The organism is Candidatus Baltobacteraceae bacterium, from assembly GCA_036488875.1.
Classification (GTDB): Bacteria; Vulcanimicrobiota; Vulcanimicrobiia; order Vulcanimicrobiales; family Vulcanimicrobiaceae; genus JAFAHZ01.
Map to the genome: position 1 here is coordinate 383,554 of DASXGW010000013.1, position 12,211 is coordinate 395,764.

General features: G+C 64.3%; 15 protein-coding genes. All 15 read left to right on the forward strand.

Translation table 11 applies throughout. The annotated features are described in order from the left end of the window. The first annotated feature begins 5 nt into the window (after positions 1–5). The 15 genes from hslV (at position 6) to VGG89_16445 (ending at position 12,203) form a co-directional block, all read left to right on the forward strand. A complete protein-coding gene (gene hslV / locus VGG89_16375; protein ID HEY1978129.1) occupies positions 6–536 on the forward strand; it encodes an ATP-dependent protease subunit HslV in 531 nt (176 codons plus the stop codon). After that, a complete protein-coding gene (hslU, locus tag VGG89_16380; protein HEY1978130.1) occupies positions 533–1,975 on the forward strand; it encodes an ATP-dependent protease ATPase subunit HslU in 1,443 nt (480 codons plus the stop codon). The genes hslV and hslU overlap by 4 nt, the downstream gene beginning before the upstream one ends. A 58-nt stretch (positions 1,976–2,033) precedes the next feature. Beyond that, positions 2,034–2,543, forward strand: a complete 510-nt coding sequence (locus tag VGG89_16385) for a hypothetical protein (protein ID HEY1978131.1) — start codon at positions 2,034–2,036, stop codon at positions 2,541–2,543. Between the two features lie 65 nt (positions 2,544–2,608). Then, positions 2,609–3,124 carry a peptide deformylase gene (gene def, locus VGG89_16390; protein HEY1978132.1) on the forward strand — a complete coding sequence of 172 codons (516 nt, stop codon included), beginning with the start codon at positions 2,609–2,611 and terminating at the stop codon, positions 3,122–3,124. Beyond that, complete coding sequence (fmt, locus tag VGG89_16395) at positions 3,121–3,945, forward strand: methionyl-tRNA formyltransferase (GenBank protein HEY1978133.1); 825 nt, start codon at positions 3,121–3,123, stop codon at positions 3,943–3,945. Before def ends, fmt begins: the two co-directional genes overlap by 4 nt. 4 nt (positions 3,946–3,949) lie before the next feature. Beyond that, a complete protein-coding gene (locus tag VGG89_16400; GenBank protein HEY1978134.1) occupies positions 3,950–5,284 on the forward strand; it encodes a transcription antitermination factor NusB in 1,335 nt (444 codons plus the stop codon). 75 nt (positions 5,285–5,359) lie between these two features. Further along, positions 5,360–6,067, forward strand: coding sequence for an FhaA domain-containing protein (locus VGG89_16405; protein ID HEY1978135.1), 708 nt, complete (start codon positions 5,360–5,362; stop codon positions 6,065–6,067). Beyond that, positions 6,068–6,505, forward strand: coding sequence for an FHA domain-containing protein (locus VGG89_16410; GenBank protein HEY1978136.1), 438 nt, complete (start codon positions 6,068–6,070; stop codon positions 6,503–6,505). Positions 6,506–6,509: 4 nt separating this feature from the next. Next, positions 6,510–7,253: a hypothetical protein gene (locus tag VGG89_16415; protein ID HEY1978137.1), complete on the forward strand. Its 744-nt coding sequence runs from the start codon at positions 6,510–6,512 to the stop codon at positions 7,251–7,253. A gap of 17 nt (positions 7,254–7,270) precedes the next feature. Beyond that, positions 7,271–8,488 (forward strand): FtsW/RodA/SpoVE family cell cycle protein, encoded by a 1,218-nt coding sequence (locus tag VGG89_16420; protein HEY1978138.1) that lies wholly within the window; start codon positions 7,271–7,273, stop codon positions 8,486–8,488. A 1-nt stretch (position 8,489) separates the two neighbouring features. After that, a complete protein-coding gene (locus VGG89_16425; protein HEY1978139.1) occupies positions 8,490–9,275 on the forward strand; it encodes a divergent polysaccharide deacetylase family protein in 786 nt (261 codons plus the stop codon). Between the two features lie 17 nt (positions 9,276–9,292). After that, complete coding sequence (locus VGG89_16430) at positions 9,293–9,745, forward strand: cytochrome c (protein HEY1978140.1); 453 nt, start codon at positions 9,293–9,295, stop codon at positions 9,743–9,745. Between the two features lie 5 nt (positions 9,746–9,750). Next, positions 9,751–11,040 (forward strand): alpha/beta fold hydrolase, encoded by a 1,290-nt coding sequence (locus VGG89_16435; GenBank protein ID HEY1978141.1) that lies wholly within the window; start codon positions 9,751–9,753, stop codon positions 11,038–11,040. Between the two features lie 101 nt (positions 11,041–11,141). After that, a complete protein-coding gene (locus VGG89_16440; GenBank protein ID HEY1978142.1) occupies positions 11,142–11,411 on the forward strand; it encodes a hypothetical protein in 270 nt (89 codons plus the stop codon). A 132-nt stretch (positions 11,412–11,543) separates the two neighbouring features. Then, on the forward strand, positions 11,544–12,203 hold the full coding sequence (locus tag VGG89_16445) for a copper homeostasis protein CutC (GenBank protein ID HEY1978143.1): 660 nt from the start codon (positions 11,544–11,546) through the stop codon (positions 12,201–12,203). The last annotated feature ends 8 nt before the right edge of the window (positions 12,204–12,211 follow it).

Here is a 12,211-nt window from a genome sequence, read left to right on the forward strand (position 1 = left end):
AAGGTATGAAGATTCGCTCCACCACCATCCTGGCGGCCCGCCGCAACGGTCAGCTGGCAATCGCCGGCGACGGGCAGGTGACGCTCGACAAGACCGTCGTCAAGCACGGCGCGCGTAAGGTGCGCAAGGTGGCCGGCGGCAAGGTGCTGGCCGGTTTTGCCGGCTCGGCCGCCGACGGCATTACGTTATTGGAAAAGTTCGAAAGCAAGTTCGGCGAGTACAAAGACATCGTTCGCGCCTCGGTCGAGCTGGCCAAAGAGTGGCGCCAGGACCGCGCGCTGCGTCGGCTGGAAGCGTTGCTCATTGTGGGAAATACCGACCATCTCTTCGTTATCTCCGGCAGCGGCGACGTCATCGAGCCCGACGAAGGCGTCGCGGCGATCGGCAGCGGCGGCCCTTACGCGCAAGCCGCGGCCGCCGCGCTGCTGCGCAACACGGAGCTCGGCGCCGCCGACGTCGCGCGCAAAGCGCTCGAGATCGCGGGCGAAATCTGCATCTACACCAACGACGACATCACCGTGGAGACCCTTCCGTGACGACCACCGTAACGCCAACCCTCGATCCATCGACGCTCACGCCGCAGCAAATCGTTGCGGAGCTCGACAAATACATCGTCGGCCAGGCCAACGCCAAGCGCTCCGTGGCCATCGCGCTGCGCAATCGCTACCGGCGTGCGCGCGTCCGCGAAGATTTGCGCGAAGAGATCGTTCCGAAGAACATCCTGATGATCGGCCCCACCGGCGTCGGCAAAACCGAGATCGCGCGGAGGCTGGCGTCGCTGGTCGGCGCGCCCTTCGTAAAAGTCGAAGCGACGAAGTACACCGAGGTGGGATACGTCGGCCGCGACGTCGAGTCGATGGTTCGCGATCTCGTCGAAGCGTCGATTCGCACGGTCAGCGACGAACGCCGTGGGGAAGTCAAGGAACTTGCGGAGCGCCACGCGGTCGAACGCATCATCGATGCGCTTCATCCCGAAACGCGTCCGCCGTCGTCGCAAGGTTCGAACAATCCCTTCGCGGCGACTTTGGGTTCGATCTTCGGCAACAGCTTTACGCCGCAGCAGCCGCCTCAACCGCCGCCGGCGTCCGCGCAGAGCGCCGACGCGCAGCAGGTTCGCGAACAGACGCGCAACGAGATCGAACGCGGGTTTTACGACGTGCGCCTTATCGAGATCGAAGTCGAAGAAGCGCAGAGCCTGCCGATCGGCGTCATCGGCGGACCGGCCGATCAAGGCGGCGACATCGGTGAGATGCTCGGCGGGATCCTTCCGAAGAAACGCGTTCGTAAGCGCGTGACCGTCGCCGATGCGCGGCGGATCTTCGAGCAAGAAGAAGCCAACAAGCTCATCGACATGGACGCGGTCAAGCGCGAAGCGGTGCGGCGCGCCGCCGAAGACGGCATCATCTTCATTGACGAGATCGATAAAGTCGCCGGTGCGGGCCCGCGCGGCGGCCCCGACGTCTCACGCGAAGGCGTGCAGCGCGACATCCTGCCAATCGTCGAAGGCTCCACGGTCAACACCAAGCACGGGCCCGTCAAGACGGATCACGTGCTGTTCATCTGTGCGGGCGCGTTTCACATCAGCAAGCCATCGGACCTTATCCCCGAGCTCCAAGGCCGGCTGCCGATTCGCGTCGAGCTCGACTCGCTGACCGCCGAAGATTTCAAAACAATTTTAACTCAACCTAAGAACGCGCTCGTCGAACAGTACAAGGCGCTGCTCTCGACCGACGGCATCATCCTCGACTTCCGCCCCGATGCAATCGAGCAGTTGGCGACCTACGCGATGCGCGTCAACGAACAGAGCGAGAACATCGGCGCGCGCCGGCTGCACACGGTGCTGGAGCGGCTGCTCGAAGAGGTCAGCTTTGCCGCCCCCGAGCAAACCGGGACGGTCGTGGTGGACGCGGAGTACGTTCGGTCGCGATTGGCGGACGTGGTGGAGAACGCCGACCTTTCGGGGTACATCCTCTAAGCGAATTCACATCAATTTCGGCAGGCCGCCGCGCTCCCGCAGTAGGATGATTGGAAACATGAAACGATCGATCGGCGTCTTTTTCGGTGCCATTGCGGCCGCCACAGTTCTGGCTGCGTGTAACAACGGCAATGGCAGCGCTGTACCCACACCTCCGCCTGGTTACGGTACGAACTGCGGCAAGCCACCGTACAATATGGAAGTCATTTATCCCAAGCCCAACGCAAAGGGCATTCCCCCGAACGTGGGCGGCGCGGTCGTGGCGTTCAGTCAAGCGCTCGTGTCGGGAAATCAATACGACCTGTGGGTGAATCAGAGTAACGGCAGCGCTCAATTCACCGGAAACGTTAGCGGCGGACCGGTCTATGGTCCGGGCTCGGGTTTCACGACGATTGCGTATTCCAAAATTCCGAGTCCTCACGCCACGGCGAGCTTCCCGAATCCGCAGTACTACGTGACGCTCTTCAACAATCCGATCGGCCCGACGCAAACCGTCAACCTGTATTGGAACGACGCCGGGTTGCAGTGCAATCCCAACTTCATCGTCAGCGCGTTTAGGACGAAGTAGTCGATTCCGGCGCGCCGTCCGCGACCGGCAGGGCGGCCCCCGCATTTTGCGGGAATAGGCCGCCCATGCCCTACATCCGCGAAATCGTTCGGGACGGTCATCCGACGCTGCGCAAGGTCGCCAAGAAGGTCGACCCCAAGGAAATTGCCGATCCGCTTTTTCAGCAGCTCATCGACGACATGTTCGCGACCATGTACGACGCGCCGGGTGTGGGTTTGGCCGCTCCGCAGGTCAACGTCTCGAAACGATTCTTCGTAATGGACGTTCACGACGACGAGTACGAGCCCGCCGTCGTGATCAATCCGAAGATCGAGAGCGCGGAAGAAGAAATAGAGATGACCGAGGGCTGTCTGTCGGTCCCCGGAATGGTCGGCGAGATCGTGCGCTTCAAACGCGTTGCGGTGAGCGGCCTCGATCGCAACGGCGAAAAGATTCGCTTGGAAGGCGACGGCCTGCTCGCACAGTGCCTGCAGCATGAGATCGATCACCTCAACGGCGTGCTCTACGTCGACAACGCCCGTAACATCCGCCCGGCCGTTACCGAGGAAGAGAAAGAGATCGCAGAAACGGCGTCGGAGTGAAGACGCTTTTTTTTGGAACGAGCGCCTTTGCCGTTCCGAGTCTGCGCGTGACGGCCGCGCGTTCGCAGCTCGCCGGCGTCGTCACGCAGCCCGATCGTCCCGCCGGGCGCGGCCAGAAGCTGACGCCTTCGCCCGTGAAGGCGTGCGCGCTCGAACTCGGCACACGCGTGTACGAGCCGCGCAAATTGCGCGAATTCGCAGAGTCGATCGCAGGCGAAGGCTTCGACCTTTTCGCGCTGGCTTCGTACGGCCGGATCTTACCCGAAGAGCTGCTCTCGCTGCCGCGGCTTGGCGCGCTCAACGTCCATCCGTCGCTATTGCCGAAGTATCGCGGCGCGACGCCCATTCAAACGGCGTTGCGCAACGGCGACAGCGAAACCGGCGTCAGCATCATGCTGATGGACGCGGGGCTCGATACCGGCGAGGTCGTGCTGGGCGAGCGGGTGCCGATCGCTTCCGGCGAGACGTACGGCGAGCTTCACGATCGTCTGGCGATTATTGGCGCCGAGCTGCTCGGACACGCCCTCGATCTTGCCGCGAGCGGCGGCGCACTGCCCCACTCGCCACAGCGCGGCGAACCCACGCTCACCAAACCGATCGCGAAGGAAGATCTGATCGTCGACTGGTCGTGGCCTTCACAGCGTATCGTCGATCACGTGCGCGCCTACTCGCCGCAGCCGGCGGCGCGGGCGACCGTCGACGGCGAAACCGTGAAAGTTCTGCGCGCTCACGTCGGCGAAGAAGGAAAAGTCGAAATCGACGAACTCATCGCACCCAACCGCGGCCGCATGTCGTGGTCGCAATACGTGCAAGGCAAATAGATACGTGAGTGCGCGCGATGTGGCGCTAGCGGTCGTTCGCGACGTCTTTCCGGCGCAGAGCAATCTGGCCGAGCGGGGCGCGCAGGAAGCGCTGGATTATCGCGTGCGCAAGGCCGGCCTCAGCGCGCAGGACCGCGCCTTCGCCACGGAGCTGGCGTACGGCTCGATCAAGATGCGCCGCACCTTGGATTGGTACTTGGAACCGTTCGTGGGCGAGCGCAAGCAGCCGCTGCCGCCGGCGATCCGGGAAATTCTGCGTCTAGCCGTCTACGAGCTGGCATACACGCGGGCCGATCAGCACGCGACCGTCTTCGAGTTCGTGAACTTGTCCAAGCGCTTCGGCCACCGGGGCCTCGCAAATCTCACCAACGCCGTCTTGCGCTCGTTCTTGCGTGCGAATCCGCCGCCGCCCCAACGCGAGATGTTCGAACTCGAAGAAGAGTACCTCGGAACGCGCTACTCGCTGCCCGCGTGGCTGGTACGGCAGTGGCGGCAAACGTTCGGCGAACGCACCGAAGCCGTCTGCGCGGCCGTGAACGATCCCGCGCAAGCCGCGATCGTCGTCAACACGCTCGTCAACACGCGCGACGAGGTTGCCGAGCGGCTCGAGGGTGCCGGCGTCGCCGCGGCCGCATCGCCCATCGTCGCGGAATCGCTGCTCGTACGCGCTGCGGGCGCACTGGCTGCAATTGAAGGCGAAACGGCGGCGCGCTGGTGGCAGCAATCGGAAAGTTCGGCGATGCCGGTCGACGTGCTCAATCCGCAACCCGGTGAAGCGGTTCTCGACGTCTGCAGCGGCCGCGGCAACAAGGCGCTTCAGATTGGCGTGCGCCTTGGCGGCGAGGGGACGCTCTTGTGCATCGAGCGCGACCCGCGCAAGGCGCAGACGCTGGACCGGCGTCTCGAGGAGGCTGGAATCCCGGCCGGCACCGTTATCGGTGACGCTACGGCCGAGCTGTTACCGGCCGAACAGCGCTTCGATCGTATCCTCGTCGACGCGCCCTGCTCGGGAATCGGCGTGGTCGGACGGCACCCTGAAGCGCGTTGGAAGAAGCTCGGGACCGACGGCGAACGCCTTGCTCTCACGCAGCGCGGCGTGCTCGAGCGCGTGGCGTCTCACGTCCAACCCGGCGGCGCGCTCGTATATGCAGTCTGTTCGACGGATCCGCGAGAAACGATTGAAGTAGTGGAGTGGTTTTTGTCCCGGCATAACTTCGAACGCGGCCTGATACCGGCCGCGTACGAGACCTTGCTCACGGATAGCGGCGACGTGCTCGTACCTCCCGGCATCGACGGCCGCGACGGATTTTACATCGCGCGGTTAGAGAGTCGGACTTGAGCGAACAGGATGTGAGCCATTGTCACGGACAGGACGTCCCCGCGCGTAGCGCGGCGCCCGAAGGGCGGTGAGATAGTGTCGTTTCTGGATCGCGTCGAGCAGGCGTGTGCGGCGTTCATCGAGCGCACGTTTGCCAAGACGTTTCCCAGCGACCTCGAGCCGACTCAAATCGCGCGCAAGCTCGTCGCGACGATGGAAGCGCGCACGCGCGGCGGCGAGGGCGCGATGTACGCCCCGGGCTCGTACCTCGTGTACGTCAATCCGGACGATTTCGCGCGGCTTGCCGAGCATCAGGCGTATCTCGAACGGGAATGGGCCGAGTTGCTGCGCGATTTGGCCGGCCGCGTCGGCGTCAAGTTCCTCGAGGGTGATCCCAACATCGAGATGTCGCCGCGCGAGAGCATTCCCGCGGGCGCAGTCGAGGTGACCGCAATCGGCGAGGCCACCGTCGCGATCGACGCGACGATTCCGCGGCCGCCCGGGGCCGGTCGCCGGTTTCATCTGCGAATGATTAAAGGCGTGCCGGCTTACGGGGTATACTTTGTAGAGGGACGGGCGCAGATCGGGCGCAGTGAAGAAAGCGACGTCTTTCTCGTCGACCCGAGCGTCTCGCGCACGCATGCGATCGTCGAGGTGGACGGCATGCAACCGGTCGTGCGCGATCTCGGTTCCACGAACGGCACCTTCGTCAACGGCGAGCGAATCGAGGCCAGGCAGCTCGAAGATGGGGATGAATTGATGTTCGGGAACACGCGGATGCGGTTCGAGGCAAGCGGAGCGTAAATGGTCCTATTCGGCGCGGCAGTGGAAGCGCAGTTGCGAGTCGGCTCGCTCGAGATTCTTGCTGGGCTGGCCGTCGTCGCCGTAGCCGCCACCCGCCCGCGCATTCGTCCCGCCAGCGAGGCCGGACGCCTCGTCCCGATGCGCCTCACCTTGGAAATCTTCGAGCAGGGCCAGACGCGCCGCTTCGAAGGCCGACCCCCGTTTGAGATCGGCCGCGGTGCCGACGCCGAGCTCTCGTTGCGCGATCCGGAGGTCAGCCGGCAGCACGCTTGCTTCCAGAGCCGCAACGGCATCGTCTACGTCGACGATCTGCAAAGCCGCAACGGAACCTTTCTCAACGGAAGGCGCGTTACAGAAGCGATCGAGGTGCGCGAAGGCGACGCCGTCGACGTCGGAACGACGCGCATGATGGTACGTACGGTGGAAGAATGGACTTAACGCCATGGACGTAGCGATTCGAGGCGATCGCGCATCGTGTCTGACGATGCAGCTCGGTCCGCGGACCTGGTTTTTGGCAGTCACGCGCGGATTCGGCAGCGTCGACGGTATGGCCATCGAGCGCGCACTGCTGACGCGCCTTCGCGCTGAATGCGAACGCCGGTTGCGCAGCGAGCGTTTTCGCCGCGCCGTCGATCGCCCGCACGCCGCCGCCACGGCGGTGCTCGCCGCGCTCGCCCGTGTGAACTCCGATCTGCACGCGCGCACCGCCGGACACGAAGACTACGTGACCGCGGCCGCGTCCTTAACCGCCGCACTGGTCGTTCGCGGACGCGCTTACGTCATGCACGCGGGCGGAACGGCGGCCTATTTGGCACATCGCGGCGAAGTCGTCGCGCTTTCCGGCGACGATACGTTCGAGGACACTCCAATGCCGCTGCTCGCGCGCGCTCTCGGAACGACGCCCACGCTCGACGTTGCCGTTTCCAGCGTCATGCTCGACGAAGGCGACGTCATTATTCTGTGCGGCCGGCGCGTTCCGGGTGAGATCGACCGTCGCGCGCTCATCGCACACGTCGAGGCGGCCGATCCCCAAGAACATCTCTTGGTTGCCCGGTTCGAACACGACGATGCGTCCGAGTCGGGTGCGCAAGCCGTGGCGTCGTTGCGTCCGCTGCACGTGGCAGCCTCGCTCGCGCGCATCGCCGCGGCGATAGGCTTCGTTCTCGCAATGGTATTCGCGCGCTGATCCGCTCGCTGGCGCCGATGGCCGGCGCATTGGCAATCTCCGCGCTCATCCTAACCTTCGCCCCTCCCCATACCATCGGTCCGTGGTGGATGCTCGCCCTGCTCGGATTTCTTGCGATGGGGTGGGTGCTGGTGCAGCCGCCGGGGTCGGTGCGCGACGACATGCTCCCGGCGTTGGCGATCGTGTTGGCAGCGCTCGGCTTGGCCATCGTCGCGCGCCTCTCGCCCGAGCTCGCGCAAAAACAGCAAGCGTGGCTGCTCGTGTCGCTCGTTCTGGTGCTCGCATTCGGACCGGCTTTTTCGAACTTTCGACGCTTCGCCGCGTACAAATATCTGTGGGTGATCGGATCGCTCGTCCTCTTCGGCCTACTGCTCGCCTTCGGTCAAGAGGTCAACGGAGCACGGCTTTGGATCAAGCTCGGTCCGGTCGAGTACGAACCGATCGAACTCATCAAACTCTTCATCGTCTTCTTTCTCGCGGCGTATCTGGCGGAAATGGCCGACGTGATCGCCGAGGCGCGACCGTGGTCGCTGCGCGCCAACCTCAAATATCTCGGGCCGCTGTTCATCGGGTGGGGCGCCTCGATGGCGATCTTGGTCGTTCAACGCGACCTCGGTATGGCTACGCTCTTGCTGCTGACGTTTGCAACGTTGCTGTTCGTCGCGACGCGCCGCGTGGACATCGTCGTGCTCGGCGCCGCCATCTTTGCGGGCGTCGCGTACTGGGCGGTTCGCCACTATCCGTACGTGCAGACGCGCATCGCCGTGTGGCGCAATCCCTTTTCCGATCCGCTCGGCGCGGGCTTTCAGTCGTCGCAATCCTATTACGCGCTCGCGGCCGGCGGGGTGTTCGGCACCGGTTATCGCTTAGGGCATCCCGGCTTCATTCCCGACGTCGCGACCGACTACGTGTACGCCGCGTTCTCCGAAGAGTTCGGAGTGATCGGCGCGCTGATCGTCCTGGTCATCTTTTTGGGACTCGTGCGCCGCATTCTCGCGACCGGCCTGGAACAGCCCGATCTCTACACGAAGCTGCTGGCCGCCGGTCTCGGAGCGACCTTGGGATTTCAAATCTTCATTATCGTTGGCGGCGTCATCGGACTCTTTCCGCTCACCGGCATCACGCTGCCGTTCGTCTCGTACGGCGGCAGCTCGCTCGTGGCGAACTTTCTACTCGTCGCTCTCGTGTGGGCGATGAGCTCCCGGCCCAGACGCACGTCGCCGAATACTTCTTGAGATGCGGAGTGCGTTTTGGTGGGCGCTGATTGCCGGAGCTTTGGCCGCTATCGGCGCGGGGTACGTGCAGGCGAGCGTGCAGACGCGGCCGCCGCCGATCGCGCAACTCCGTTCGAACCCTGAAACGCTCCCCGCGCCGCAGCCCGGCGTCAGGCGCGAAGCGCAGACGCAAGCGCTCGACGATGCCTTCGCGCAAGACGAGGTCGTCGTCGATCGCGCCCGAACGCCGCAGCCGCAGTGGCAAAGCGAGCAGTTGCAGCTCGTGGTCGGGATTTGCGGCAGTTCCGTTGCCGCCGAGTCGGGCTTCTTGCGGCTGCGGTATCCGGTCGCATTCGTCCTCGATCCGGCGGCCGAGCAGGCGCGCGCCTTTGCCGATCTCGTGCGCGACAACGGTGACGCGCTGCTGGTGCAGCTCGACGAGCCGCCCGCGGTGCAAACGCTCGCGGCGCTTCGTCGAACGATCGGGCAGTTCGACGGCATTGCGTCGCGCCACACAGCCGGAATGGCGGTCGCGCTGCACGGCACCGGGCTGGCGTTTTTCGACGAGCGTGGCGACGCGGCAAATGGGGACACGTTCGCGCGAATGGGCGTAAGACTCGTGCGGCGCGACGTGACCGCCGACAACCGGGGTGGTCTGGGCTACGTGACGTTCATGCTTGGCCGGGCGGCGGCGCTCTCGCGGCGCAACGGTCCCGTCGTCGTCTTCGTCCGGCCGCAGCCGTCGACGCTGGAAGCGCTTGCGGACTTCGGCGCGGCGCACGACGTGCGCATGATCGCCTTGCAATAGCGCAGAATCCGTTAAGCGTGTCACGTCTTGCCGCAGCGGCATCGCTCGCCTGGCTGCTCGTGCTGCTTCCCGCCTGCGGCTCGCGAGCGGCCAAGTCCGACGCGGGCGCGCGAGTTTCGCAAGCCATCGCCAAGATCAATCCGGCGTCGGCCAACGACGGCGGCCGCGTGTATATCAAGAACTGCTCGAGCTGCCACCAGGTCGACGGCCGCGGCGTCCCCGGCGCATTTCCGCCGCTCGCCGCAAACCCGCTCGTCACCGGAAATCCGCTGCGAACGATCGCCATCGTCAAGTTCGGTGTGAGCGGGAAGACGATGGTGGAGGGCGGCGGCTATAACGGAACGATGCCGGCGTGGGGACAGCTCATTTCCGACGAGGACATAGCGTCGGTCGTCAGCTACATCCGCGCCTCATGGCACAACGACGCCAAACCCGTCACTCTGGGCGACGTTGCTACGGCGTCGAAATAAGGCCCATGCGTAAAATTATTGCGCCGATCGTCGCCCTCGCGATAACCGCCTGCTCGAATTCGTCCGTGCCGACGCTGCCGCGCCAGTCCTCCTCGGCACGGTTCGCGGTGCCGGCGCGCGGAAAGATCGATCGCCTGTTCTTCGTGACGACGCTGAGCAAATCGCGAATGTCGGCGGGTCTGTTCGGCAAGGTGATTACCGAATTGGGTGGTGCTCCGAAGTGCGCCGTGAAGCTCTTCGGCATCAAGTATGAAACCGTGGGCGTCAACGGCGAACGAGCAAACGCCAGCGCCGCGTTTTTCATTCCGCAGGCGCCGTGTAAGCCGCCGTTTCCGCTGGTAGGGTACGCGCACGGCACGAATCCAGTCAAAGAGCAGCTGATCACCAGCCCCAAAACGACCAGCGCCACCTGGACTGCGCCCGATCAAGATCCCGTCGTCGTCGCCGCCGTCTTCGCCGCGCACGGCTATGCCGTTGCCGCGACCGACTACCTCGGCCTGGGGCTCTCGACGTATCCGTTCCACCCGTATCTGCACGCTGCGTCCGAAGCGTCGGCCGTGGTCGATTCGATGCGCGCCGCGCGCGCGGCCGCGCTGAAGTTGAACGTGCGCCTCTCCGGCAAAGTGTTTCTCACGGGCCATTCGCAGGGCGGCCAGTCGGCGGTAGCGACACAACGCGCGATCGAAGCGCAGTACTCGGGCGAGTTCAACTTGCGCGGGGACGCGCCGTCGAGCGGTCCGTACGCGCTCACGCAAACGTTCGAAGATTCGCTGCAGCACCAATCGCAAGACGCGCCGATCCTCGCGGCCTACATCTTGCCCGGCTACCAGAAGATCTACGGAAACGTCTACGCGCATCCAACGCAGATCTTCAAGAATCCATACGCGTCGCGCATCGACGCACTGCTGCCCGTCGCGACCTATCGCGACGAGAAGAAGCTCTACGGCAAGACGCTGCCGCTGCAGCTCGGAGCGCTGCTGCAGCCGGCCTTCGTGAAGAGCTTCCTCAACGATCCGTCGAGCCCGGCGCGCCAGGATACGGCCGATAACGATCTGCTGGGCGGCTGGGTGCCCAAGGCGCCCGTTTGGCTGTGCGGGGGCAGGCGCGACCCCGAAGTCGAGTTCAAGAATGCCGAGAAGGCCAAAGCGTACTTCCTAGCCCACGGCGTCACCGTGACGTTGACCAACGTCAACCGCCTGATCCCCAAGGACGTCCCCATCACGGATTACCACGTGGTCGTGGCGCTGTTCTGTCTGCCGCTGGCGCGCAGCCAGTTCTTCGACGGCCTAAAATAGGCGGTCGCCGCCGGGCGATTATGTGCCAATCTTTACGCGGTGTCTATTGCATGTTGACGCGTTAATGGTTCCATCCTGCCCGGCCGAGTGCTACGGTCGTAGTGGGAAAGGCACGGGTCACGAAAATGCGTTTGAGTTTCTTCCTAGCGATGTCGGCAGCGATCTTCATGATTCCGTTTCTGGCGTACTCGGCCGGCGTACCGGCCGACGACGAACTCTCCCAGCGCTACGTCCAAACCGTTCAGGGCGTTCGCGATAACGTGAAGTCGTTCGATGCGTCGAGCAACATTCGGTACGAGACCACCGAGATCGGGCGGACCATACGCGTGGGAACGAGCGAAGTAGCCGGCTGGATCCGCCAGCACGTGTAAAAACTATTGGAGAAACTCTAGCGCGAAGACAAAACGTAAGCCACACCACACCCCGACCCTCCGCGAAGTCGTCTCTCGCGGAGGGTCCCTCATTTCAGCGGCACAATTACGACGGCGGTGCGGCTTCTTGAAGTGATCGTGACCACCGTCGATGAGGCGCTTACCGCGGCCGCGGGCGGTGCCGGCCGCGTCGAACTGGTCGCGGATCGAGACTGCGGGGGACTTACGCCGGACGTTTCGACGGTGAAAGCAGTCCTTGAAGCCGTTGCGATTCCAGTTCACGTCATGGCGCGGCCGCAGGCTCGCACGTTTACCTATCGCGGTGCGGACCGGGAGGCGCTCCTTCGCGACCTGTCCCGCATCGCCGCGCTCAAACCCGCAACGATCGTGACCGGGGCGCTGGACGATCGCCGCTGCATCGACGTTCCGCTGCTGCGCGACATTCTCGACGCTGCCGGCGGGTTACCGATAACGTTTCATCGCGCGTTCGATCAACTCGCGGATGTAGAGGCCGGCTTCGACGTTCTAGCCGAGTTCGGACAGATTGCTCGCGTTCTCACATCCGGCGGTGCTGCAGATGCGTGGGGCGGGCGCGCCGTGCTCGCGGGTCTGGTCGCAAAGCGCAGCGGCCCGATCGTGGTGCCGGCTGCCGGGATCCACGAGGGAAACGTGCGCGATTTGCTCGCGGCAACGCAGGCACGGGAAATCCACGTCGGCAACGGCGCGCGCATCGGAGGCCGGATAGATAGGGAGCGAGTCGCGTCGCTGAAAAGGGCGATGAGCGCGCTATGATTTATAGT

Coding starts and splice junctions, on each gene's coding strand:
- hslV (HEY1978129.1), top strand. CDS start 6: ATGAAGATTCGCTCCACCACCATCCTGGCGGCCCGCCGCAACGGTCAG.
- VGG89_16385 (HEY1978131.1), top strand. CDS start 2,034: ATGAAACGATCGATCGGCGTCTTTTTCGGTGCCATTGCGGCCGCCACA.
- def (HEY1978132.1), top strand. CDS start 2,609: ATGCCCTACATCCGCGAAATCGTTCGGGACGGTCATCCGACGCTGCGC.
- VGG89_16410 (HEY1978136.1), top strand. CDS start 6,068: ATGGTCCTATTCGGCGCGGCAGTGGAAGCGCAGTTGCGAGTCGGCTCG.
- VGG89_16415 (HEY1978137.1), top strand. CDS start 6,510: ATGGACGTAGCGATTCGAGGCGATCGCGCATCGTGTCTGACGATGCAG.
- VGG89_16420 (HEY1978138.1), top strand. CDS start 7,271: ATGGCCGGCGCATTGGCAATCTCCGCGCTCATCCTAACCTTCGCCCCT.
- VGG89_16425 (HEY1978139.1), top strand. CDS start 8,490: ATGCGGAGTGCGTTTTGGTGGGCGCTGATTGCCGGAGCTTTGGCCGCT.
- VGG89_16435 (HEY1978141.1), top strand. CDS start 9,751: ATGCGTAAAATTATTGCGCCGATCGTCGCCCTCGCGATAACCGCCTGC.